Source organism: Dyella thailandensis (assembly GCF_050749815.1).
Lineage (GTDB): Bacteria > Pseudomonadota > Gammaproteobacteria > Xanthomonadales > Rhodanobacteraceae > Dyella_A.
Genome location: NZ_CP192735.1, coordinates 1,880,871 through 1,904,239 on the forward strand (window position 1 = coordinate 1,880,871; position 23,369 = coordinate 1,904,239).

Consider the following 23,369-nt stretch of genomic DNA (forward strand, 5'->3'; position numbering starts at 1 on the left):
AAACGATCACCATAGCCGCGCGCGACAGCGGACTCAATGAATCGCGTGAGCCACGGTTAGAATCGACGCCTTGCCAAGGAGTGACCTGCCATGAGCCAGATCCTGATCGGCCGCAACGACAGCACCAGCGTCAGCCTCGACCCGCGCTACGGCAACCGCCACGGCATGATCGCCGGCGCCACCGGCACCGGAAAGTCGGTCTCGCTGATGGTGCTGGCCGAAGGTTTCTCCCGGCTCGGCGTGCCCTGCTTCCTGGCCGACGCCAAAGGCGATCTGGCCGGCCTGGCGATGGCCGCCGGCGAACCGAGCGACAAGCTCAAGGCGCGCCTGGACAAGCTCAAGCTCACCGACTGGAAGCCGCAAGCCAATCCGGTGGTGTTCTGGGATCTGTACGGCAAGCTCGGCCATCCGGTGCGCGCCACCATCAGCGAGATGGGCCCCACCCTGCTCGGCCGCGTGCTCGAGCTCAACGACACCCAGCAGGGTGTGCTCGAGGTGGTGTTCAAGGTCGCCGACGACCAGGGCCTGCTGCTGCTCGACCTGGCCGATCTGCGCAGCATGCTGGGCTTCGCCAGCGAGAACGCCAAGACCATTTCCGCCCAGTACGGCCTGATCAGCCCGCAGAGCATCGCGGCGATCCAGCGCGCGCTGCTGAAGCTCGAGCAGGACGGCGCCGACCAGTTCTTCGGCGAGCCGGCGCTGGACCTGGTCGACCTGATGCGCCAAGACATGAGCGGTCGCGGCGTGATCAACGTGCTGGCCGCCGACCAGCTGATCATGAAGCCCAAGCTCTACTCCACCTTCCTGCTGTGGCTGCTGTCGGAGCTGTTCGAGCAGCTGCCGGAAGTGGGCGACCTGGACCAGCCCAAGCTGGTGTTCTTCTTCGACGAGGCGCACCTGCTGTTCGACGACTGCCCGCCCGCGCTGCGCCAGCGCGTGGAGCAGGTGGTGCGGCTGATCCGCTCCAAGGGCGTGGGCGTGTACTTCTGTTCGCAAAACCCGGACGACGTGCCCGGCGAGATCCTCGGCCAGCTCGGCAATCGTGTGCAACACGCGCTGCGCGCCTTCACCCCGCGCGACCAGAAGGCGGTCAAGGCGGCGGCGGAAACCTTCGTCGCCAATCCCAGGCTCGACGTGGTCGAGGCGATCACCCAGCTCGGCGTGGGCGAGGCGCTGGCCTCCACGCTCGGCGACGGCGGCGTGCCCGCACCGGTGCAGCAGGTGCTGGTGACCACGCCGTGCTGCCGCATCGGCGCTATCACGGAGGACGAGCGCCAGACGGTGCGCATGCGCTCGCCGGTGGGCGGCAAGTACGACACGCCGGTGAACCGCGAATCGGCCGCCGAAAAGCTCGCCGCCCGCGCGCAGGAAAAGGCCGCCGACGCGGAGAAGGTCGCCACCAGCGCCCCCTCCACAGCCGGCACACCCGGCTCGGCCTGGGGCGAGGCGGTGCACGATGCGCTGTTCGGCACCAAGCGCCGCCAGGGCATGATCGAGGCGCTGGGCAAGTCCGCCGTGCGCACGGTCGGCAACCAGCTCGGCCGGCAGATCCTGCGCGGCGTGCTGGGCGGCATCTTCGGCGGCAAGCGTTGAAACCGGCGCACGCCCGCTTTCGCTCGATCGATCCGGACACGCCGCTGGCCGAACGGCTCGTGGGCGGCCTGGGCTATCCGCTGCGCGGCGCCGCCCTGCCCACCCTGGTCGGACTCGTGCTGCTTCATTACCTGGCGCTGCTGCCGCTGACCCTGGGCCTGCTCGCCTCGCTGCTGGTGTGGGGCGCCACCTGGCGCTATGCCGCCGAATGCATGCTGCATACCGCCAACGGCTTCGCCGACCCGCCCGACGTGGGCCTGGGTGACAGCGACCGCGCGGCCTGGGGGCTGACCGTGGTGCATGTGGTGGCCGCCGCGTTCTGCGTGGCGATGCCGTTCTACTCGCCGGCGCTGTTTGCACCCACCCTGCTCGCCGTGGCACTGGTGCTGCCGGCCATCGACATGGCGCTGGCGTTCGACGGCAGTCTGCTGGTGGCGCTGAACCCGGCGCACTGGGGCGAGATCATCCGGCGCTTCGGCTGGAGCTACCTGATTCCGGTCGGCATCAACCTCGCGGTCGGCGTGCTGGCTCTGCTGGCCACATGGATCACTGCCGGGCTGCCGCGCCTGCTGTCGTTGCCGCTGTTCGGCTTCGCCTACACGTATCTGATCGTGCTGGGCTTCCACCTGATGGGCGCCATGATCCACCGCCGCCACGAGCACTTCGGCCTCACGCCCGAAGCCGAGGTGCTGGCCGAGGCGCTGGGCCAGAACGACGACCAGCGCCTGCTCGACCGCGTGCACGAACTGGCGGCTAATGACCCGATGGCCGCCACGCGGCTGCTGGTGCCGCGCCTGCAGGATCGCGAAGCGCCGGCCGAACTGCACCAGGCCTACCGCGACCTGCTGCGACAGCAGCAGCTCACCAACGCGCTGCTGGTGCACGGCCAGATCCGCATCGCGGCGTTGATGGCTGCCAACGAGCCGCGCAAGGCACTGGGCATGGTGCAGGATTGCAGCGCGATCGATCCGGACTTCCTGCCGGACGACCCCGGCAACGCTGGTGCCATCGCCGAAGTCGCCGCACGCCACGGCATGCGGCGGATGGCGCTGAAACTTTGCCGCGGATGGCTGGCGCACTGGCCGCGCGACGGGCGCGCTCCCGCCGTCGCCCTGCTCGCCGCGCGCGAGCTCGAAGCCGACGGCCAAGCGATGGAGGCCAGCGTGCTGCTCGGTCGCATCGCCAGCGCATGGACCGACCATCCCCAACACGGCGAGCTGCTTGCCCGCATCCAGCAACTCAAGTCCGGAACCCGCGCATGAGCCGTTGGCGCCCGCCCGCGCCGTCGTCGACGGCCATCATCACGCGCGCCGGATTCGAACGGCTGAAGACCGAACTCGACCACCTGTGGCACACGCTGCGTCCGGAAGTGGTCAAGGCACTGGCCGCCGCCGCCGCCGAAGGCGACCGCTCGGAAAACGCCGAGTACACCTACCGCAAGAAGCAGCTCGGCGAGATCGACCGCCGCGTGCGCTATCTCAGCAAGCGCATCCCGTCGCTGAAGGTGGCCGAGGGCGCACCCGCCGATCGCGACATGGTGTTTTTCGGTGCCACGATCGAACTGGAGAACGTCGACAGCGGCGAGATCCTGCGCTACCGCATCGTCGGCCCGGACGAGACCGACGCGAAGAAAGGCTGGATCAGCGTCGACTCGCCACTGGCCCGCGCGGTGATGAAGAAACGGGTGGACGATGAGTTCGAGGCCGAACTGCCCGGTGGGCGCGCGGCCTTCGTGATCGTCGACGTCCGGTACGAGGCGTAAGGCAGGCCCCGCGATTCCCGCGGGAGAGCCTCAGGCCACGTCCGGAATTCCCATCCCGACCTGGACGAGCCGGTACGACGGATGCATCAGGCCCGTCGGCGGATAGAACTCGTCATGGGTATGGGTGAAGCCGAGCTTCGTCAGCAGCTTGCGCGACGCGTCGTTGCCGGGATTGTGTCCAGCAAACAGCGCCCGGCAGCCCAGGGACTCGAAGGCATGGGAAAACACCGCTCGCGCGCCCTCGGCCGCGAGGCCACGTCCCCAGTGGTCGGGGCGCAGGTGCACGCCGAATTCGGGAACGTCAGGCTCGCGCTCCCTCGGCCGGAGGCCGCAGCACCCGACGAACACATCGCCTTCGAGGAGGAACATCGGCCAGTACTGGATGCCGTGGGACGCCTGCGTGTCGATTTCCCGGTTCAACCGGAGCAGCGCCTCGTGCCCGGCAAGCGGCCGGGTGGCGATGAATCGCGTCACCATCGGATCCGTCCAGAGTGCAAGAGCCAGCGGCTCGTCGGCCTGCCGCCAATGCCGGAAGCCGAGGCGGCCGGATGTCAGGAAGTACTCGCTCATTTCACTTGGACTCACCGTCGACTGATACGGCGCGGGCCACATGGCCCACGGCTACGTCCATTTTACCGGTGCGCTTCATGGGCCGATGATCGCTCCCATGCGCCGGCTCCGGGGCCGTCATGCGCTTCGGTCGACGAGGCCTGTGCCGCTCTAGCCTGCGGCGCCGGCGCCATCATCGAGGCGAGGCGAGCCGGACCGGCGGGGGATAGAGGCGCCCCGGTCGCCGCGGCTGGTAACACGGTGCGCTGCGATGGAAGGCCTCGTCGTCATTGTCCGGATGCCACCCCGGGATACCCGAGAGCGGTAGCGGACGCAGCTCCAGCGGATCGCGCAGCAGCGTGCCCGACGCGACGCGCTCCGCCAGTCCGGCAACGATCGATTCCCACGCCGTGGCAGCATCGGCCGCCACCACCAGCGCCTTGCCGACCAGCAGCTTGCCCGGGGTGAGCGCACGTTCCAGCAGGGCATGGCCGAACACCGCGACGTCGATGCGCCCGTCCTGCCAGGCGGCGCGCTCGCGCCAGAACAGGCCGTGCCAGTCGTGGGCATCCCACAGCGTCAGCAACTCGGTGTCAGCCACGCGCACGATCACCCCGGCCTCGTCGAAATGGGTCATCGCGCATTGCGCGCGTGACCGCTCGCGCGGGCCCATGCGGGCGATCTCCTCGACCTGGCGCTGGTTCAGGGCCTGCTTGAGCGCCGGATAGCGCAGCCACACGAGGGCATTGAACAGATCGTGCCAGTTGCGCTCGCGGGTGGCGATGACGCCGCGTTCGGCGATGCGCTGCTCGTAGTGCAGGCCGTCGGCGAGCAGCGCGGAATCCTGCGCCGCAAAGCGCGGCATCGACGCATCGTGACGCAGCGCGTTGAGCGCATCGATCTCTGGCCAGTGCGCGTCGCGCAGCAGCGCGTCGTACTCGCTCCAGTCGGCCAGCGGCGGCGCGGCGAACACGGCCGGATCGACCGCCTCGCGCGCCGGGGCGACATAGCGCTGCCGCTTCACACCACCGGCAGTACGGGCTGCGCCAGGCGGGCGTGCAGGTCGTGCTCGCCAGCCGACTCCACCACCACCTGCACGAACTGGCCGGGCTTGAGCTGCTGGCCGTCGGCGATGAGCACGGTGCCGTCGATCTCCGGCGCATCGGCCGCCGAACGCGCCACGGCGCCGGCCTCGTTCGCCTCGTCGACCAGCACCTGGATCGTGCGACCGACCTTGCGCTGCAGCTTCGCGGCCGAGATCTCCGCCTGCACCGCCATGAACTGCTCCAGGCGATCTTCCTTCAGCTCCTCGGAGACCGGGTCGGGCAGCTCGTTGGCGCGGGCGCCGTCCACCGCCGAATAGGTGAAGGCACCCACGCGGTCCAGCTCGGCCTCGCGCAGGAAGTCCAGCAGTTCCTCGAACTCGGCGTCGGTCTCGCCGGGGAAGCCGACGATGAAGGTGCTGCGGATCGTCAGGTCCGGCACCGCCTTGCGCCAGTTGCGAATGCGCTCCAGCGTCTTGTCGATGTTGCCCGGGCGCTTCATCAGCTTGAGGATGCGCGGGCTGGCGTGCTGGAACGGGATGTCCAGGTAGGGAAGGATCTTGCCCGCCGCCATCAGCGGCATCAGCTCGTCCACGTGCGGGTACGGGTAGACGTAGTGCAGCCGCGTCCACACGCCGAGCTCGGACAGGCCCTCGCACAGCTCGGTCATGCGCGTGCGGTAGTTCCTGTCGCGCCACAGGTGCTCGGCGTACTTCACGTCCACGCCGTAGGCGCTGGTGTCCTGCGAGATCACCAGCAGCTCTTTCACGCCGCCCTTGACCAGCTTTTCGGCTTCGCGCAGCACCTCGTCGACCGGCCGCGAGACCAGGTCACCGCGCATCGACGGGATGATGCAGAAGCTGCAGCGGTGATTGCAGCCCTCGGAAATCTTCAGATACGCGTAGTGCTTGGGCGTGAGCTTGATGCCCGTGTCGGGCACCAGATCCAGGAACTTGTTGCGCGACGGCGGCAGCGCGGTATGCACCGCGCTCATCACGCTGGCGTAGTCCTGCGGACCGCTGATCGACATCACGTCCGGGTAGGCCTCACGGATCAGCTCCTCGCGCTTGCCCAGGCAACCGGTGACGATCACCTTGCCGTTCTCGTGCAGCGCCTCGCCGATCGCGTCCAGCGACTCCTGCACCGCCGCGTCGATGAAACCGCAGGTGTTCACCACTACCGCGTCGGCCGCGTCGTAGCTGGGCACGATCTCGTAACCCTCCACCTTGAGCTGAGTGAGGATGCGCTCGGAATCGACCAGCGCCTTGGGACAACCGAGGCTGACGAAGCCGATCTTCTGGGAGGTGGACTGGGCGGACATGAGAGTTACCGGATGAGGCAGCCCAACATTGTACCGCGGCGCCCCGCCGCACGCGTCCAGCCCCTCGTTCACCACGTATGCCTGACACGGCAGGTATTACCCTGTCGCGCCTTTCCCCATCCCATCGAAGGAGTGCCCATGGGCCAGATGATCGAACTGTCCAGCACCACGCCGATCGGCGCCTACCTCGCCGGGCCCGCCAGCTCGCCCCGCGGCGGTGTCGTGGTCGTGCAGGAAATCTTCGGCGTGAACGCGCACATCCGCGACATCGCCGACCGCCTCGCCGCTGCCGGCTACGTGGCGATCGCCCCGGCGCTGTTCGACTCGGCGAAGCCGGGTGTGGAGCTGGACTACGACGCCGAGGGCATGCGCGAAGGCGTGGCGCTGAAGGCGCAGGTGAGCCTGGAGCGCGCGCTGCAGGACGTGGCCGTCGCCGCCAAACGCGTAGCCACGGCCGGCAGGGTCGGCACTGTCGGTTTCTGCTGGGGCGGCACGATCGCCTATGCCGCCGCCATCGAGCTTGGCCTGCCCAGCGTGAGCTATTACGGCGGCGGCAACACGCAGCTGGTCGGCAAGCCAGCCAGGGCGCCGCTGATGTTCCATTACGGCCTGAAGGACACCCACATCACCGCCGCCGACCGCGCGGCAGTCGCATCGGCCAACCCGGACGCGCCGCTGTACGAGTACCAGGCGGATCACGGCTTCAACTGCGACCGCCGCGACAGCTACGACGCAGCCAGCGCGGCCATGGCATGGGAGCGCACGCTGGCCTTTCTTGCCGAACACGTCGGCTGATCCGGCCCGGGCGTTCGGTTCCGCAGCAGCAGGCGCACTAGACTTCCGGTTTCGCGAACTTCCCGGGGGCGAGCTCATGGGCCAGTCGATCAGCCTCAACACCACCCGCCTGCACTGCATCGGCGCCTATCTCGCGCGGCCGGCTGGCCCTCCGCGCGGGGGCATCGTCGTGGTGCAGGAGATCTTCGGCGTGAATGCGCACATCCGCGCCATCACCGACCGCTTCGCCGAGGCCGGCTACACCGCCATCGCGCCGTGCTTCTTCGACCACGTCGAGAACGGCGTGGAGCTGGGCTACGACGAGGCCGGCTTCGCCCGCGGCCGCACGCTGGTGGCCGAGGTTGGCATCGAGCTGGCGGTAGACGACGTGGCCAGCGCCGCCGAAGCGATCGCCTCGGCCGGGCGTATCGGCGTGGTCGGTTTCTGCTGGGGTGGCACGGTCGCGCTGCGCGCGGCGCAGCGGCTGGGCCTGCCGGCGGTGAGCTACTACGGCGCGCGCAATCCGGCGTATCTGGATACGACGCCGAAGGCACCCGTAATGTTCCACTTCGGCGAGCGCGATACCTCGATCCCACCGGAGACGGTGCAACAGCACCGCGAGAAGCTGCCGCAGATGCCGGTGTACACCTATCCGGCCGGGCACGCCTTCAACCGCGACGTGGACCCGCACGCCTACGATGCCCCCAGCGCGGCGCTGGCCTGGCAGCGCACGCTGGATTTCTTCGCGCGGGAACTGGGGAGCACGGCATGACGGCAGAGTTCGCACTGGATGCTCGCCTGGCGGCCGACTCGGTGCCGGTAATCGACCTGCCGCTGTGCAGCGTGCGGCTGATGAACGACGCGCGCTTCGCCTGGCTGCTGCTGGTGCCGCGCCGTGCCGGCATGAGCGAGCTCCACGATCTGGACGAAGCGGATCAGGAGCAACTCTGGCGAGAGATCCGCTCCGCCACGCAAGCGCTTCGCGCGGTGGCGCCGTGCGACAAGCTCAATATCGGGGCGCTGGGCAACATCGTTCGCCAGCTGCACGTCCACGTCGTGGCGCGGATGGTGGGCGATGCAGCCTGGCCTGGGCCGGTGTGGGGCAACGGAACGGCTCAGCCGTATGGCGCGCCAGGGCAAGAGCAACGGATCCATGCATTGCGGGACCACTGGCGAGCCGCAGACCACCACGTCCCGTAGCGTCCTTCATCCCTTCCTGCCTGGCCGCGGCAACATTTCTGGGTGCGGGCCTAGCCCGTCGACTACCCGGATTCGCGCTCGGCTGGCTGAGGTGTGTCCAACAGCTGCCCCATTGCCTCTTACGAGTCGGGGCGAGGACTTCGCCAGTCCTCGCCCCGTCCGTTAGCGCCGCGATCAGGCTCGCCGCGCATGCATTAGTTTCCGCCGAGCGCTCAGTAGCCGCGCGAGCGATCTTCCATGTCGCTACCCGCCGCGCTCTTGCTCTTCTGGTCATCGCCCATCTTGGCCGGGGCGTGGTAGTCCTCGAGCGCGCGCGCCTTGGTTTCCTGCGGGTTGATCTGCTTCAGCTCGCCATTCTTGTCGTAGTAAACGACCACGCCGTAATCGAGCGCGATGCGGGCCATGTACTCCAGGTGCTGCTTGCGCACCTTGGAGTCGTCGCTGGGCACCAGCAGCACCGTCTTGGGCAGCTTGCCTGCGTCTTTCAGGTAGGCGAAGTGGCTGCCAGTATCGATGGCGCTGAGCACGGCGTCGTCGACGAGGAACTGGCCGCCCTTGTAGGCCTTGATCACGGCATCGAAATGCTGCTGCGCCTGCATCGCCGCCACTTCCGCCTTGGTATCGCCGCGATGGCAGCCGGTAAGGACCAGCGCGCTGGCCAGCAACGTGGCGGCAACCAGCCGTCCGGCGAGGGTGGAAAGACGGATCATGCGGATCTCCTGCAGGGTATGCGTGACAGCGGACGAGTGTAGCGCCGTCGGGTGTGGATGGCGTCGAGCGTGAGCGATGGGGTATTCAGGTGCGCGGCAGGGTAACGCCCTGCTGGCCCTGATACTTGCCGCCGCGATCCTTGTAGCTGGTCTCGCACTCTTCGTCGGACTCGAAGAACAGCATCTGCGCCACGCCCTCGTTGGCGTAGATGCGCGCCGGCAGCGGCGTGGTATTGGAGAACTCCAGCGTCACGTGGCCTTCCCACTCCGGCTCCAGCGGCGTCACGTTGACGATGATGCCGCAGCGCGCGTAGGTACTCTTGCCCAGGCACACGGTGAGCACCGAGCGTGGGATGCGGAAGTACTCCACTGTGCGCGCCAGCGCGAAAGAGTTGGGCGGGATGATGCACACGTCCGCCTCCACGTCGACGAAGCTGGTCGGATCGAACGCCTTCGGGTCGACGATGGTGGAATTGATGTTGGTGAAGATCTTGAACTCGCGCGCGCAGCGCACGTCGTAGCCGTAGCTGGAGGTGCCGTAGGAGATCAGCTTCTGATCGTCGCGCACCTTCACCTGGCCCGGCTCGAACGGCTCGATCATGCCGTGCTGCTCGGCCATCCGGCGGATCCACTTGTCGGGTTTGATGCTCACGCGCGCTCCGGTCGTCAAAGGGTCGGTGCAGCCGCCGTCGGCCGCCGCCAAGTGCGAAAAAATAGCACGGGGACGACCGCTCAGGCTTGCGCCAGCGCCCGGTCCAGGCGGGCCAGCAGCGTGCATAGCGTCTCGCGCAGGGCCGGCTGCTCGACGATCCACGCCGCCTCGCAGCCGGCGCCTGGCAGCGGCACGGTGCCGGAGACCTCGTCCAGCAAGGTGGCCGACATGGTGCGCAGGACTTCGACCAGCACGTCCTGCGCGTGATGCGAGCCGCGCCCCGAGGCGTTGATCAGCGCCACCGGCTTGCCGGGAAACTCCAGGCCGCCCACAAGCCAATCCAGCGCGTTCTTGAACGCGCCCGGCACGCCGTGGGCGTATTCCGGACAGGCAATCAGCAGCGCATCGCTGGCGCCGACCGCCTCGCGCAGCGCAGCCACCGGGGCGGGCAGCGGATCGCGCTCGTCGTCCGGGTTGAACCACGGCAACGCCGCCAGGCCGTCATGCAGCACCAGCTCCAGCGACGGCGGCGCCAGCACGCGCGCCGCTTCCAGCACGGCCGTATTGGCCGACACGCGCCGCAGACTGCCGGACAGGCACAGCACCCGGCGACGCGATGGCGCCGTCATGCGGTCGGCGCGCCCTGCACCACCACCTTGCCCAGGCCCAGCGCCTTGTTACGCGGCTGGCGCGACAACCGCCCCGCAGCGTTACGGGCGATCTCACGGTAGCGCGCGGCCAGGTCGGACTCGGGCATCGCCACCACGGTCGGGTTGCCGCCGTCGGCCTGCTCGCGGATGCGGATGTCCAGCGGCAGCGAGCCCAGATAGGCCACGCCGTACTGCTCGGCCATGCGCTGGCCGCCGCCCTCGCCGAAGATGTGCTCCTCGTGCCCGCAGTTCGAGCACACGTGGGTGGCCATGTTTTCCACCACGCCCAGCACCGGCACCTCGACCTTCTCGAACATCTTCAGCGCCTTGCGGGCATCAAGCAGGGCGATGTCCTGCGGCGTGGTGACGATTACCGCGCCAGCCACCGGCACCTTCTGCGACAGCGTCAGCTGGATGTCGCCCGTGCCCGGCGGCAGGTCGACCACTAGATAGTCCAGCGCCTCCCAGCGCGAGTCGTTGAGCAGCTGCATCATCGCCTGGGTGACCATCGGACCGCGCCAGATCATCGGGGTTTCCTCGTCCACCAGGAAACCGATCGACATCGCCTGCAGGCCGTGCGCCTGCATCGGGATGATCGACTTGCCGTCCGGCGACTGCGGCTTGCCGCTGATGCCGAGCATGCGCGGCTGGCTGGGGCCGTAGATGTCGGCATCGAGAATGCCCACCTTGGCGCCCTCGGCAGCCAGCGCCAGCGCCAGGTTCACCGACACGGTGGACTTGCCCACGCCGCCCTTGCCCGAAGCCACCACGATGACGTTCTTCACGTTCGGCAGCGGCGCCAGCTGGCCCTGCACCTTGTGCACCTGCGCGCGGCTGATCACCGAGACGGCTGCCGCGGCGATCGCCGGGTCGGCCTGCAGCGCATCGCGCGCCTGAGTGGCCAGCGTATCGGCGGCGGTCGCCGCGGGATAGGCCAGCTGCAGGTCGACCGATACGCGATCGCCGTCCACGCCGATGGCGCGCACGGCATCGGCCAGCGGCGCGCCGGTGTGGGGGTCGATGAGGTCGCCGAGGATGCGGCGTACCAGGGCTTCATTCGCCTGGGTCATGGGGGGCATGTCTTGAGGGGAGAGACCGTCGATTATGCCAGCCCCCGACACGCACCCGGCTGCGCCAGATCAGGGCGCACCGAGGCCAGGTGAGGTCTTGCGCATTGCAGCTTGACCCGCTTCGGGGGCCTCGGCACGCTCGCCCCATACGCTTTCGTACGGGAGGACCACCATGACGCTGCTATCCCGCTTCACCCTCGCCACCGGCCTGCTGCTGATCGCCGGCTCCGCCTTCGCCGCCACCGATACACCGGTCGGCACCTGGAAGACCATCGACGACAAGACCCACCAGCCGAAGTCGATCGTCGAGATCACCGACAACAACGGCGAGCTGCAGGCCAAGGTGGTCAAGGTGCTCAACTCCGACGAGGGCCCGAACCCGATCTGCAAGGAGTGCGACGGCGCGCGCAAGAACCAGCCGATCGAGGGCATGACCATCATGTGGGGCGTCACCAAGGACGACGACGTGTGGGACGGCGGCAAGATCCTCGACCCGAAGAACGGCAAGGAATACAAGGTCAAGCTCACGTTGACCGACGGCGGCCAGAAGCTCGACGTGCACGGTTACATCGGCTTTGCCCTGCTCGGCCGCTCGCAGGTGTGGGAACGCCAGCCCTAACCGGCGCCTCGCGCTCGATCTGAAAAGCCCGCCCTCCGGCGGGCTTTTTCGTGGCTCCGACGTGGCATGCAGGGCCGGGGTGATTTGGACGTCCATGCCATAATGCGCGGTCACTTAAGCCAAGCAAGCTGCCATGAGCCGTCGCCTCCTCGTCACCAATGCCCTGCCCTACGCCAACGGCGCGCTGCACATGGGCCACTTGCTGGGCTACATCCAGGCCGACATCTGGGTGCGGGCGCAGCGCATGGCCGGCCACGAGGTGGTCTACGTCTGCGCCGACGACGCGCACGGCACGCCGATCATGCTGGCAGCACAGAAGGCTGGACTGGCGCCGGAGACCTACATCGACGGCATTCGCGCCGGCCACGAGGCCGACTTCGCCGCCTTCGGCGTGGCGTTCGACCACTACCACAGCACCCATTCGGACGAGAACCGCGCGCTGGCGACGCTGATCTACACGCGCCTCCGCGACGGCGGCGCCATCGCCCGTCGCGACATCCAGCAGTTGTTTGATCCGGACAAGCAGATGTTCCTGCCGGACCGCTACATCAAGGGCACCTGCCCGGTGTGCAAGACGCCGGACCAGTACGGCGACAACTGCGAAAACTGCGGCGCCACCTACGCACCCACCGACCTGATCAACCCGTACTCGGTGATGTCCGGCGCCACCCCGGTGCTGCGCGATTCGGAACACTACTTCTTCCAGCTGTCGAAGTTCGAGGGCCTGCTGCGCGACTGGTTCGCCGGCAAGTACTCGAACGGTCAGCCGGTGGCCAACAGCGGCGTGGCAGCCAAGTTGCGCGAGTGGCTGGACGGCGGCCTGAAGGACTGGGACATCTCGCGCGACGCGCCCTACTTCGGCTTCCCAATCCCCGACGCGCCGGGCAAGTTCTTCTACGTGTGGCTGGATGCGCCGGTGGGTTACCTGGCCAGCTTCAAGGCGCTGTGCGACCGGACCGGGCTCAAGTTCGACGACTTCCTCGCGCCCGACAGCGCCGCCGAGATGCACCACTTCATCGGCAAGGACATCATCAACTTCCACGGCCTGTTCTGGCCGGCGATGCTGCACGGCGCGGGCTTTCGCACGCCCACCGCGCTGCACGTCAACGGCTACCTCACCGTCAACGGCGCGAAGATGTCCAAGTCGCGCGGCACCTTCATCCAGGCGCGCACGTATCTCGACGCCGGATTGAACCCGGAGTGCCTGCGCTACTACTTCGCCACCATGCTCGACGACGCGCCGGTGGACGTGGACCTGGATCTGAAGGCCTTCGAGGAGCGCGTGAACTCGCACCTGGTCGGCAAGTGGGTGAACATCGCCAGCCGCACCGCGGGCTTCGTGCACAAGTTCTTTGACGGTCGCCTCGCCGAACGTTTCGGCGCCACCGAAACCGAGCTGTGGAACCGCCTGCAGGAGCACTACGACGGCCTGGCCGAGCTCTACGACCAAGGCCAGTTCGCCGAGGTCACCCGCCGCTTCGTGCTGATGGCCGACCTCGTCAACGGCCACATCGCCGCCACCGCGCCGTGGACGCTGGCCAAGGACGAGTCGCGCCGCGTCGAACTGCACCAGGTGTGCTCGTTCGCGATCGCCGCGTTCCGCCTGCTCGGCGGCCTGCTCAAGCCGATCCTGCCCGCCACCGTGGCCGCGGCCGAGCAGTTCCTGGCCGCGCCGATCATCGATTTCGACGATGCCCGCGCCGCCTTGCACAACCACATCATCGCGCCCTTCGAGCCGCTGCTCAGCCGTCTCGATCCGAAGCAGATCGAAGCGATGGTCGAGGCCTCGAAGGAATCGCTCGGCACTCCCGCCGGCGCGCCTGTTTCCATCGAAAAACCCAAGCAAGTGAAGAAAGCCATGACCGACGCCACGCCCGCTCCCGCTCCCTCAGACGCTGCCGCCACCACGGCCACCACCATTGGCATCGACGATTTCGCCAAGCTCGATCTGCGCGTGGGCAAGGTCACCGTGTGCGAATTCGTGGAAGGCTCGGACAAGCTGCTGCGCTTCGAGCTGGACGCCGGCCCGCTGGGCACGCGCCAGATCTTCTCCGGTATCCGCGCCGCCTACGGCGAGCCGGAAACGCTGGTTGGTCGCAACGTGGTGTTCATCGCCAACCTGGCGCCGCGCAAGATGCGCTTCGGCCTGAGCGAGGGGATGATCCTGTCCGCCGGCGAGGGCGGCAGCGACCTGTTCCTGCTCGACGCCGACGCCGGCGCCAAGCCGGGCGCCACGGTGCGCTGACACCGGTTCAACGGCGACTGTAGGTCACGAACACGCCGACCAGGTCGCCGTTCTCGTTGTACGGCGCCATGTCCACGTAGCGGTAGCCGCGTGCGGCGAAATCGGCATGCGACTTGGTGAGCTGGCCGGCGAGGTGGTCCTTGCGCATGCCGAAGTGGGCATCGATGAAAACGGTGATGCTCTCGGGCGCTCCGGCTGGGGCGGTATCGGCACGCGCTGGGCCCACGTGGCCCAGCGCGAGCGAACCAACCGCACCGATGGCGGTGGCCAGCAGCAGCGAAGCGACGGTCAGCGGCGCGTGTTTCAGCGGGAAGACTTTCATGGGCAGACTCCGCAAGCAGGAATACGGCAGTATCGGATCGGCGATTATCGCCCCGACCGCCCACCACGCATGAGCGAACCGATCGACACTCTGGCCACCCGCATCGACGCGATCCTGCCGCAGACCCAGTGCGAGCAGTGCGGCTTCCACGGTTGCCGCCCGTACGCCGAGGCGATCGCGCGCGGCGAGGCGCCGATCAACCGCTGCCCGCCGGGTGGCGCGGCCGGCATCGCGAAACTAGCCGCCCTGCTCGACCGGCCCGTCCTTCCGCTGGACACCGCCCACGGCGTGGAGAAGTCGCGCACGCTGGCGCGCATCGTCGAAGCCGACTGCATTGGCTGCACCAAGTGCATCCAGGTGTGCCCGGTCGATGCCATCGTCGGCGCGCCCAAGCTGATGCATACCGTGCTCATCGACGACTGCACCGGCTGCGAACTATGCGTGCCGGCCTGCCCGGTGGATTGCATCGTGCTGGAGCCGATGCCGCTGGCCTGGGCGGAAGATGCCGACCGCGCCGCAGCGGCGCGATCGCATTTCCAGCGCCGCGAGGCGCGACTGGCGCGCGAACGCGCGGCCCATGAGGCCGAACTGGCCGCGCGCAAGGCCGCGGTGGATGCCGCAGCGACACCGAGCAACCCCGTACTGGCCGCGCTCGCCCGCGCCAAGGCGAAGAAGCAGGGAAACCCCGAATGAAGCGCGCCGACGTCGTGGAGCTGTTCACCCGCCTGCGCGAGCTGAACCCCAAGCCGACCACCGAGCTGGCCTATACCACGCCGTTCGAGCTGCTGGTGGCCGTGGTGTTGTCCGCGCAGGCCACCGACGTGGGCGTGAACAAGGCCACGCGCAAGCTGTATCCGGTGGCCAACACACCGGCTGCGATCCTCGCGCTGGGCGAGGACGGCCTGAAGGCGTACATCAATACGATCGGCCTGTTCAACGCCAAGGCGAAAAACGTCATCGCGCTGTGCCGACTGTTGATCGAGCAACACGGCGGCGAGGTGCCACGCGAACGCGAGGCGCTGGAGGCGTTGCCAGGTGTGGGCCGCAAGACGGCCAACGTGGTGCTCAACACCGCCTTCGGCGAGCCGACCATCGCGGTGGATACGCACATCTTCCGCGTGTCCAACCGCACCGGCCTGGCGCCCGGCAAGGACGTGCGGGCGGTAGAGGCAAAGCTGGAGAAGGTTGTGCCGCCGGAGTTCAAGCTCGACGCCCACCACTGGCTGATCCTGCACGGCCGCTACGTGTGCAAGGCGCGCAAGCCGGACTGCCCGCACTGCGTGATCCGCGACCTGTGCCGCTACAAGGACAAGACCCCCGCCTAAACCACGCGGCTCGCAAACCCATGTAGGAGCCCGCTCGCGGGCGATGCCTTTCGCTTTGATTCTACATTCAGAGCGAGGAGCATCGCCCGCGAGCGGGCTCCTACAAAGGGAGGCGGCGCTGGCGCCGCACAAAAGCAAACGGCGGGCTGCTGCCCGCCGTTTTCCGTCCCTGGGTCGAACTCCCTTCCGATATTCGGGATCACGACCCCGGCATCTTGCCGGGGTCGTGTGACCGTTTTTAGAACGCCACCTGGCCGAAGATGCCCACTTCGTCGGTCTTCACGTTCTGCACGTGCGGCGGGATCGGGGTGTTGACCGACTTGTCGCCCTTCTCGTGCTTGTACACCGCGGCCAGCTGGAAGCCCTTGGTGATATCGAACTGCACGCCGGCGTTGTAGTAGGTGTCCTTGGCCTTCGGGTCGAGCGTCTTGCTCAGCTTGGCGCTGTCGTAACGAGCGAACAGCGAGACGCCGTCGGCCACCGCCACGCTGCCCCACACCGAGTAACCGTCGGCCTTGTCGGTGGAGATCGTCGTCACGTTGTTCCAGTTCTTGGACGTGAAGTACTCGGCACCGAAGCGGTAGTTCTTGTCGGCGTAGGCCAGCAGCAGGTCGGCGCGCGAAGCGGTGTTGATGGCCGAGGAGTTCTGCAGGTCCTTGCCCAGGTGACCGTTGTAACCGCCGATCGCGATGATCGCGTTTTCAAACGGCACGAAGCCAACGCGGGCTTCGACGTCCACGCCCTTGCCGCGGCTCGGGTTCTTGTAGCCGTTGCCGTTGACCACGGACACCGCATAGTTGAGGGTCTTGCCACCGAGGTCGCCGAAGGCGTGCAAGCCCCAGTCGGCCGAGTTGGCGTAGTGCAGGCGGTCGGTTAGCGTATTTTCGACGTAGCGGAAGCCGTAGTAGTTCTCGACGAACGGGATCCACGGCATGTCGGCCGAACCCATGCGCAGCTTGAACGCCGGGTCGAAGCTGCCTTCCACGTAGACCTTCTTGACGAACAGGTTGGTCTCGCCATCGCTGCCGACATAGTTGAAGTCGGTGGTTAGGTTTGCCGACCACATGTCATCGAACTTGTGGGTCACCGACAGGTAGAAGCGCTTCACGTCCAGGCCGGTGCCGGTGGCGTTGGTCTTGCCGGTATCGCTGTTCTTCTGGCTGATGTTCGAGAAATCGAAGTACATCTTGCCGTTGAGCGTGGTGTCGTTCACCAGCTTCTCGAGCTTGGCCAGCTTCTTGTCGTTGGTAGCCGAGGCCTGCACCTTCTCGATCGCCTGACCGGTGCTGACGTTGATCTCGGACTGGGCGTCGGTGCGCTGCTCCAGCTCGTTGATCTTGGACTGCATGGCCGCCAGCTGGGCCTTCAGCATCTCGATTTCGGCATTGGTGGTGGCCGAGGTGGCCGAAGCCTTGGTGGTCTTGGTGGCCGGCGCGGCCGACACGATGCTGCTGAACCCGAGACCGGCAGCAATAGCTACCACGAGCAACTTGGAACGCATGGGAAATCTCCGCTGGATGGATAACGCCACCTCGACCGCGCCCCTTTGAATCCGTGGTCGGCGAAGCAGGACGTTAAAAGTTTGCGGGCATCCCTTTGCAGTCATGTTGACGAAATGTGACAGAACGAAGTCAGCCACCACCGGCTGTCACCTTTCGCGCCCCAGCACGCGCGAGTCCGCGGGTGCCACACTGATATGCTTCGCCGATGGATGACCTCAACAAGAGCCTGGCCAGCCGCATGGCCGACCGCTTCCGCGGCTTTCTGCCGGTGGTGGTGGACGTGGAAACCGGCGGCTTCGACGCCGAGCGCGACGCCCTGCTGGAAATCGCCGCCGTCACCCTGAGCATGGATAGCGAAGGCTACCTGCACCCGCAGCCGGCGGTTTCCGCTCATGTCGAGCCCTTCCCGGGCGCCAACCTCGATCCGCGCGCACTGGAGATCACCGGCATCGACCCAGACAACCCTCTGCGCGGGGCGCTGAGCGAGCGGATGGCGCTGGACCACGTCTTTAACGAGGTGCGGCTGGCCATGCGCCACCACCATTGCCAGCGCGCGGTGCTGGCGGGCCACAACGCCGCCTTCGATCTGGGCTTCCTCAACGCGGCGGTCCGTCGTACCGGACACAAGCGCAACCCGTTCCACCCCTTCAGCTGCTTCGACACCGCCACGCTGAGCGGGCTGGCCTACGGGCAGACCGTACTGAGCAAGGCGGTGCTGGCCGCCGGCGGTCACTTCGATTCGCGCGAGGCGCATTCGGCGATCTATGACGCCGAGCGCACCGCGGAGCTGTTCTGCGGCATCGTCAACCGCTGGCGCCGGCTGGAAACCTTCGAGCGCGAACACATCGGCCTGGGCGTGTTGTGACACCTGGATGACGGTTTGTCACACGGATGAAACATTCATCTCATTTCATTGCAACACACACCCGCTGTAATGGCGGAAGGGGCGGGCCTCATCCCGTGACTTTCCTCCTCAAGGAGCTACCGTGTTGACCTCAACCAAATCCCGCATCGCCGTGATCGCCGCGGCCTCGCTGATGAGCATGGCCGCCCAGGCCACCGACATCACCGGCGCCGGCTCCAGCTTCGTCTATCCGGTGCTGACCAAGTGGTCGGCCGCCTATGCCGAGAAGACCGGCAACCAGCTGAACTACCAGTCGGTCGGTTCGGGCGCTGGCATCGCGCAGATCAAGGCCGGCACCATCGACTTCGGCGCCTCCGACGCTCCGCTGAGCTCGGAAGACCTCAAGAAGTTCGGCCTGGGCCAGTTCCCGCTGGTCGTGGGCGGCATCGTGCCGGTGGTCAACATCGCGGGCATCCAGTCCGACCAGATCAAACTCGACGGCGCCACGCTGGCCGACATCTTCATGGGCAAGATCACCAACTGGAATGACCCGAAGATCGCCGCGCTCAACGCCGGCGTGAGCATCCCGGCCGGCAAGATCACCGTTGTGCACCGTTCGGACGGCTCGGGCACCACCTACAACTTCACCAACTACCTGACCAAGGTCAGCCCGGATTGGGCGGCCAAGGTGAAGTTCGGCACCGCCGTGGATTGGCCGACCGGCGTGGGCGGCAAGGGCAACGAGGGCGTGTCGCAGTACGTGCGCCAGATCAAGGGCGCCATCGGCTACGTCGAGTACGCCTACGCGGTGCAGAACAAGATCAGCTGGGTGGACATGCGCAACGCCGCCGGCAAGGTCATCAAGCCGAACGCCGACGCCTTCGCGGCTGCCGCGGCCACGGCCGACTGGGCCAACGCCAAGGACTTCAACCTGATCATGACCAATGCCCCGGGCGCCACCGCGTGGCCGATCACCGCCACCACCTGGGCGATCATGTACAAGAAGCCGAAGAACGCCGAGCACACCAAGGTGGCCTTCGATTTCTTCAAGTGGTCGTTCGAGAACGGTCAGCCGCAGGCCGCTTCGCTCGACTACGTCGCGCTGCCGCCGACGCTGGTCAAGCAGATCGAAGCCTACTGGGCGTCGGATTTCCAGAAGTAAGATCGCGATTCATCCGATCGGTGGCGGTGTGAACGCACCGCCACATCCGGCAGGACGCCGACCGATCAGCCGCCCCGGTGGTCCAGGGGCGGCTTTCCATTGAAGGCGCCGGTAAGCTGCGCGCCTGCACCCGAAAGGATCAGCCACCCCATGTCCAGCCCGCCCGACGCCCCGGCGACCCGCGATGCCGAGGACCAGCGCAGCCGCCGTGATGCCCGTCACGACCGCCAGTTCCGCTGGCTGCTCATGGCCTGTGCGCTGCTCGTGCTGGCATCGTTGCTGGGTGCCGCGGGCGCCACGCTGTGGGGCGGCCGCCATGCCTTCGGCACGTTTGGCTGGCACTTCCTCTCCAGTTCGGCGTGGGACCCAGGCAATGACAACTACGGCGCGCTGGTGCCCGTCTACGGCACCATTGCCACCTCGCTGATCGCGCTGATCATCGCCGTGCCGGTGAGTTTCGGCATCGCGCTGTACCTCTCCGAAGTGGCGCCGCCGTGGCTGCGCACGCCGGTCTCCTCGGCGATCGAGCTGCTGGCCGGCATCCCTTCGATCATCTACGGCATGTGGGGCCTTTTCATCTTCGCCCCGTTCTTCGCCGAGCACATCAAGCCCTGGCTCACCAACTACCTGGGCGACAGCCCGGACGACGGCAAGGTGTCCTGGGTCGCGGCCCACGTGCCGTTCATCGGCAAGCTGTTTGCCAGCAACTATCCGTTCGGCGCCAGCGTGCTCACCGCCGGCATCGTGCTGGCGATCATGATCATTCCGTTCATCTCCTCGGTGATGCGCGAGGTGTTCCAGACCGTGCCCACGCGCCTGAAGGAGTCGGCCTATGCGCTGGGCTCGAGCACCTGGGAGGTGTCCTGGGACATCGTGCTGCCGTACACCCGCTCGGCGGTGATCGGCGGCATCTTCCTCGGCCTGGGCCGCGCGCTGGGCGAGACGATGGCGGTAACCTTCGTGCTCGGCAACGCGATGGAAATGTCGCCCTCGCTGCTGGATCCGGGCGCCTCGATCGCCTCCACTATCGCCAATCAGTTCAGCGAGGCGGTGGGCCTGCAGAAGTCCACGCTGATGGCGCTGGCCTTCCTGCTGTTCGTGGTGACCTTCGTCGTGCTGCTGATCGCGCGGTTGATGCTGCGCCAGCTCAAGAAGCGGGAGGGCGTCTGATGAGCGCGCTGTATCTTCGCCGCCGCATCACCAACTGGATCGCGCTGTCGCTGAGCGTGCTGGCCACCCTGATCGGCCTGGGCTTTCTCGCCTGGATCCTGTGGGAAACCCTGCGCCAGGGCATCAGCGCGCTGGATCTCAAGCTGTTTACCAAGATCACCGCCTACGGCGCCGATGGCGGCCTGGCCAACGCGATGGTCGGCAGCCTGATCATCGACCTGATCGGCATCGCCATCGCCACCCCGATCGGCGTGCTGGCTGGCACCTGGCTGGCCGAGTACGCCAACCGCACCAAGCTCGGCGAGACGATCCGCTTCCTCAACGACATCCTGTTGTCGGCGCCGTCGATCGTGATGGGCTTGTTCGTCTATACCATCGTGGTGCTGCCGAGCACCGCGCTGACCCACGGCAACACCACCTTCTCCGGTTTCGCCGGCGGCGTGGCGCTGGCGCTGATCGCCCTGCCCGTCATCGTGCGCACCACCGACGAGATGCTGCGTCTGGTGCCCTCCACGCTGCGCGAGGCAGCGCTGTCGCTGGGCGTGCCGCAGTGGAAGCTGACGCTGCAGATCCTGATCCGCGCCGCCCGCTCGGGCATCATCACCGGCGTGCTGCTGGCGCTGGCGCGCATCAGCGGCGAGACCGCGCCGCTGCTGTTCACCGCCTTCGGCAACAACTTCATGGTGGTCAATCCGATGAACAAGATGGCCAGCCTGCCGCAGATCATCTACCAGTACGCCAACGACCCCGGCGAGGCGATGCATGCCCTGGCCTGGGCCGGTGCGTTCGTGGTGACGATGTTCGTCCTCCTGCTGAGCCTGGCCTCGCGCCTGGTCCTCTCCCGCAACAAGGTGTCCCATGACTGAGTCCGCCGCCGCCGGCCTTCATCCGCAGCCATCGGCCAGCCAGGCACCCGCCGTGCCGACCAAGATCCAGGTCAACGACCTGCACTTCTACTACAACGGGTTCCATGCGCTGAAAGGCATCAGCATGGCGATCCCGGAGAAGAAGGTGACGGCCATCATCGGCCCGTCCGGCTGCGGCAAGTCCACGCTGCTGCGCATCTTCAACCGCATCTACGCGATCTACCCCAAGCTGGAAGCCAAGGGTGAAGTGATGCTGGACGGCGAGAACATCCTCGCCCCGGGCTATTCGATGAACCGCCTGCGCAGCAAGGTGGGCATGGTGTTCCAGAAGCCGGTGCCGTTCCCGATGACGATCTTCGAGAACGTCGCCTACGGCATCCGCCACCACGAAAAGCTCTCGCGCGCCGACATGGACGTGCGCGTGGAAAAGGCCCTGCGCGACGCCGCGCTGTGGGACGAGGTGAAGGACAAGCTCAAGCAGAACGCGCTCGGCCTCTCCGGTGGTCAGCAGCAGCGCCTGTGCATCGCCCGCGCCATCGCGCTCAAGCCCGAGGTGCTGCTGCTGGACGAGCCGACCTCGGCGCTGGACCCGATCGCCACCGGCCGTATCGAGCAGTTGGTGGAAGAACTCAAGAGCCAGTTCACCATCGTCATCGTGACGCACAACATGCAGCAGGCGGCGCGCTGCTCGGACCAGACCGCCTTCATGTACATGGGCGAGCTGATCGAGTACGACGGCACCGAGAAGATCTTCACCAAGCCGGGCCAGAAGCAGACCGAGGACTACATCACCGGCCGCTTCGGTTGAGCCCCTACAACCTCTCTTTTGGCAAGCGTCATTCCCGCGAAAGCGGGAACCCATGTTGACCTTCGGCAAGAGCCAGTGGATTCCCGCTTTCGCGGGAATGACGTCGAGGCAAGAATCCAATCATCGGCGTGACGTCAGCCCCGTCCGCAGCAGGCATCAGAGGTTCCCATGAGCAGCGAACACATCATCAAGAGCTACGACAGCGAACTGGCCCGCCTCACCGGCGAAATCGTGCGCATGGGCGAGCTGTCGGTGACCCAGCTGGAGTCGGCGATCGACGTGGTCGAGCGTCGCGACGAGCGCGCCGCCCAGCGCGTGGTGGCCAACGACGACGCAATCGATCAGCTGGAGCAGGAGATCAGCCACGACGTGGTGCGCCTGCTGGCGCTGCGCGCACCGATGGCCGGCGATCTGCGTAACGTGTTTGCGGCACTGCGCATCGCTGCCGACATCGAACGAATCGGCGACTACGCCGCCAACGTCGCCAAGCGTTCGATCCCGCTGTCGATGGTCGCGCCAGTCACCCCGACCAAGGGCCTGGGCTACCTGGCCACGCTGGCCGCCGCCGAAGTGCGTGAGGTCCTGGTGGCCTACCGCGACCAAGACGCCGAGCGCGCCTATCAGGTGTGGAAGAGCGACGCGGAGCTGGACGAGGCCTACACCGGCTACTTCCGCCAGCTGCTCACCTACATGATGGAAGACCCGCGCAACATCACGCCGTGCACGCATTTGCTGTTCATGGCCAAGAACATCGAGCGCATCGGCGACCACGCCACCAACATCGCCGAGAACGTGTGGTTCCAGGTACACGGCGAGCCGCTGGACAAGCAGCGCACCAAGCGCGACTTCACCTCCAGCCCGGAGCTGGGCAAGCTCGGCGAATAAGCCGCCATACCCTCCCCCTGTAGGAGCCCGCTCGCGGGCGATGCTCCTCGCTCCGATGCGCCATCAAAGCGAAAGCATCGCCCGCAAGCGGGCTCCTACAAGAGCGGGGCGCCCTTCCCGGCAACCTTCCGTTGCGTGATGAAGCTTGATCAACGCGACGGTCGAAAGCCCGCCGCGTCCTGTAGGAGCCCGCTCGCGGGCGATGCTCCTGGCTCCGATGCGATATCAAAGCGAAAAGCATCGCCCGCAAGCGGGCTCCTACAAGGGCGTGGGCGCCCTTCTGGGCAACCTTCCGGT

The 23,369-nt window shown here is 67.0% G+C and carries 25 protein-coding genes; 16 read left to right on the plus strand and 9 right to left on the minus strand.

Features of this window, described 5'->3' with window-relative positions; genetic code table 11:
- The first annotated feature begins 90 nt into the window (after nt 1–90).
- Genes ACQVBX_RS08775 through greB form a run of 3 tightly spaced genes read left to right on the plus strand, consistent with a single transcriptional unit; the run spans nt 91 to nt 3,355 of the window.
- Nucleotides 91–1,593 (plus strand): helicase HerA-like domain-containing protein, encoded by a 1,503-nt coding sequence (locus ACQVBX_RS08775; protein ID WP_431637981.1) that lies wholly within the window; start codon nt 91–93, stop codon nt 1,591–1,593.
- Entirely contained in the window at nt 1,590–2,855 is a 1,266-nt protein-coding gene (locus tag ACQVBX_RS08780) for a hypothetical protein (RefSeq protein ID WP_431637982.1), read from the plus strand. The genes ACQVBX_RS08775 and ACQVBX_RS08780 overlap by 4 nt, the downstream gene beginning before the upstream one ends.
- On the plus strand, nt 2,852–3,355 hold the full coding sequence (gene greB, locus ACQVBX_RS08785; RefSeq protein WP_431637983.1) for a transcription elongation factor GreB: 504 nt from the start codon (nt 2,852–2,854) through the stop codon (nt 3,353–3,355). The genes ACQVBX_RS08780 and greB overlap by 4 nt, the downstream gene beginning before the upstream one ends.
- A 30-nt stretch (nt 3,356–3,385) precedes the next feature.
- Here greB and ACQVBX_RS08790 read toward each other — a convergent pair whose 3' ends face one another.
- From ACQVBX_RS08790 to rimO, 3 genes are all read right to left on the minus strand, one after another.
- Nucleotides 3,386–3,925, minus strand: a complete 540-nt coding sequence (locus tag ACQVBX_RS08790; protein WP_431637984.1) for a GNAT family N-acetyltransferase — start codon at nt 3,923–3,925, stop codon at nt 3,386–3,388.
- Nucleotides 3,926–4,097: 172 nt separating this feature from the next.
- A complete protein-coding gene (locus ACQVBX_RS08795) occupies nt 4,098–4,928 on the minus strand; it encodes a DUF3025 domain-containing protein (RefSeq protein WP_431637985.1) in 831 nt (276 codons plus the stop codon).
- On the minus strand, nt 4,925–6,268 hold the full coding sequence (rimO, locus tag ACQVBX_RS08800; protein WP_431637987.1) for a 30S ribosomal protein S12 methylthiotransferase RimO: 1,344 nt from the start codon (nt 6,266–6,268) through the stop codon (nt 4,925–4,927). The genes ACQVBX_RS08795 and rimO overlap by 4 nt, the downstream gene beginning before the upstream one ends.
- A 138-nt stretch (nt 6,269–6,406) precedes the next feature.
- On the opposite strand from rimO, the gene ACQVBX_RS08805 reads away from it, so the two are divergent.
- From ACQVBX_RS08805 to ACQVBX_RS08815, 3 genes are all read left to right on the plus strand, one after another.
- On the plus strand, nt 6,407–7,063 hold the full coding sequence (locus ACQVBX_RS08805) for a dienelactone hydrolase family protein (protein WP_431637988.1): 657 nt from the start codon (nt 6,407–6,409) through the stop codon (nt 7,061–7,063).
- A 76-nt stretch (nt 7,064–7,139) separates the two neighbouring features.
- Nucleotides 7,140–7,814, plus strand: a complete 675-nt coding sequence (locus ACQVBX_RS08810) for a dienelactone hydrolase family protein (RefSeq protein ID WP_431637989.1) — start codon at nt 7,140–7,142, stop codon at nt 7,812–7,814.
- Nucleotides 7,811–8,242 carry an HIT domain-containing protein gene (locus ACQVBX_RS08815; RefSeq protein WP_431637990.1) on the plus strand — a complete coding sequence of 144 codons (432 nt, stop codon included), beginning with the start codon at nt 7,811–7,813 and terminating at the stop codon, nt 8,240–8,242. Before ACQVBX_RS08810 ends, ACQVBX_RS08815 begins: the two co-directional genes overlap by 4 nt.
- Nucleotides 8,243–8,454: 212 nt before the next feature.
- On the opposite strand, the gene ACQVBX_RS08820 is transcribed toward ACQVBX_RS08815, so the two are convergent.
- The 4 genes from ACQVBX_RS08820 to apbC all read right to left on the minus strand — a co-directional run bounded on the left by ACQVBX_RS08820 (nt 8,455) and on the right by apbC (nt 11,324).
- Complete coding sequence (locus ACQVBX_RS08820) at nt 8,455–8,952, minus strand: hypothetical protein (RefSeq protein WP_431637991.1); 498 nt, start codon at nt 8,950–8,952, stop codon at nt 8,455–8,457.
- A gap of 85 nt (nt 8,953–9,037) precedes the next feature.
- Entirely contained in the window at nt 9,038–9,604 is a 567-nt protein-coding gene (gene dcd / locus ACQVBX_RS08825) for a dCTP deaminase (protein WP_431637992.1), read from the minus strand.
- 80 nt (nt 9,605–9,684) lie between these two features.
- Nucleotides 9,685–10,233 (minus strand): NADPH-dependent FMN reductase, encoded by a 549-nt coding sequence (locus ACQVBX_RS08830; RefSeq protein ID WP_431637993.1) that lies wholly within the window; start codon nt 10,231–10,233, stop codon nt 9,685–9,687.
- Nucleotides 10,230–11,324, minus strand: coding sequence for an iron-sulfur cluster carrier protein ApbC (apbC, locus tag ACQVBX_RS08835; RefSeq protein WP_431637995.1), 1,095 nt, complete (start codon nt 11,322–11,324; stop codon nt 10,230–10,232). Before apbC ends, ACQVBX_RS08830 begins: the two co-directional genes overlap by 4 nt.
- A 172-nt stretch (nt 11,325–11,496) precedes the next feature.
- Here apbC and ACQVBX_RS08840 point away from each other — a divergent pair, with 172 nt between their 5' ends.
- Complete coding sequence (locus tag ACQVBX_RS08840; protein WP_431637996.1) at nt 11,497–11,943, plus strand: DUF2147 domain-containing protein; 447 nt, start codon at nt 11,497–11,499, stop codon at nt 11,941–11,943.
- Between the two features lie 133 nt (nt 11,944–12,076).
- Entirely contained in the window at nt 12,077–14,188 is a 2,112-nt protein-coding gene (gene metG / locus ACQVBX_RS08845) for a methionine--tRNA ligase (RefSeq protein ID WP_431637997.1), read from the plus strand.
- Between the two features lie 7 nt (nt 14,189–14,195).
- Here metG and ACQVBX_RS08850 read toward each other — a convergent pair whose 3' ends face one another.
- Entirely contained in the window at nt 14,196–14,510 is a 315-nt protein-coding gene (locus ACQVBX_RS08850) for a hypothetical protein (RefSeq protein ID WP_431637998.1), read from the minus strand.
- Between the two features lie 69 nt (nt 14,511–14,579).
- On the opposite strand from ACQVBX_RS08850, the gene ACQVBX_RS08855 reads away from it, so the two are divergent.
- Nucleotides 14,580–15,203 carry an RnfABCDGE type electron transport complex subunit B gene (locus ACQVBX_RS08855; protein WP_431637999.1) on the plus strand — a complete coding sequence of 208 codons (624 nt, stop codon included), beginning with the start codon at nt 14,580–14,582 and terminating at the stop codon, nt 15,201–15,203.
- Nucleotides 15,200–15,835 (plus strand): endonuclease III, encoded by a 636-nt coding sequence (gene nth / locus ACQVBX_RS08860; RefSeq protein WP_431638000.1) that lies wholly within the window; start codon nt 15,200–15,202, stop codon nt 15,833–15,835. The genes ACQVBX_RS08855 and nth overlap by 4 nt, the downstream gene beginning before the upstream one ends.
- Nucleotides 15,836–16,073: 238 nt before the next feature.
- Here nth and ACQVBX_RS08865 read toward each other — a convergent pair whose 3' ends face one another.
- Nucleotides 16,074–17,336: a porin gene (locus tag ACQVBX_RS08865; RefSeq protein WP_431638001.1), complete on the minus strand. Its 1,263-nt coding sequence runs from the start codon at nt 17,334–17,336 to the stop codon at nt 16,074–16,076.
- Nucleotides 17,337–17,542: 206 nt separating this feature from the next.
- On the opposite strand from ACQVBX_RS08865, the gene rnt reads away from it, so the two are divergent.
- The 6 genes from rnt to phoU all read left to right on the plus strand — a co-directional run bounded on the left by rnt (nt 17,543) and on the right by phoU (nt 23,072).
- Nucleotides 17,543–18,202 carry a ribonuclease T gene (gene rnt / locus ACQVBX_RS08870; RefSeq protein ID WP_431638002.1) on the plus strand — a complete coding sequence of 220 codons (660 nt, stop codon included), beginning with the start codon at nt 17,543–17,545 and terminating at the stop codon, nt 18,200–18,202.
- Nucleotides 18,203–18,323: 121 nt separating this feature from the next.
- Entirely contained in the window at nt 18,324–19,343 is a 1,020-nt protein-coding gene (gene pstS / locus ACQVBX_RS08875; protein WP_431638004.1) for a phosphate ABC transporter substrate-binding protein PstS, read from the plus strand.
- Nucleotides 19,344–19,493: 150 nt separating this feature from the next.
- A complete protein-coding gene (gene pstC, locus ACQVBX_RS08880; RefSeq protein WP_431638005.1) occupies nt 19,494–20,513 on the plus strand; it encodes a phosphate ABC transporter permease subunit PstC in 1,020 nt (339 codons plus the stop codon).
- Nucleotides 20,513–21,379, plus strand: coding sequence for a phosphate ABC transporter permease PstA (gene pstA / locus ACQVBX_RS08885; RefSeq protein WP_431638006.1), 867 nt, complete (start codon nt 20,513–20,515; stop codon nt 21,377–21,379). Before pstC ends, pstA begins: the two co-directional genes overlap by 1 nt.
- Nucleotides 21,372–22,187 carry a phosphate ABC transporter ATP-binding protein PstB gene (gene pstB, locus ACQVBX_RS08890; protein WP_431638008.1) on the plus strand — a complete coding sequence of 272 codons (816 nt, stop codon included), beginning with the start codon at nt 21,372–21,374 and terminating at the stop codon, nt 22,185–22,187. The genes pstA and pstB overlap by 8 nt, the downstream gene beginning before the upstream one ends.
- Nucleotides 22,188–22,355: 168 nt before the next feature.
- Nucleotides 22,356–23,072, plus strand: coding sequence for a phosphate signaling complex protein PhoU (phoU, locus tag ACQVBX_RS08895; protein ID WP_431638009.1), 717 nt, complete (start codon nt 22,356–22,358; stop codon nt 23,070–23,072).
- The last annotated feature ends 297 nt before the right edge of the window (nt 23,073–23,369 follow it).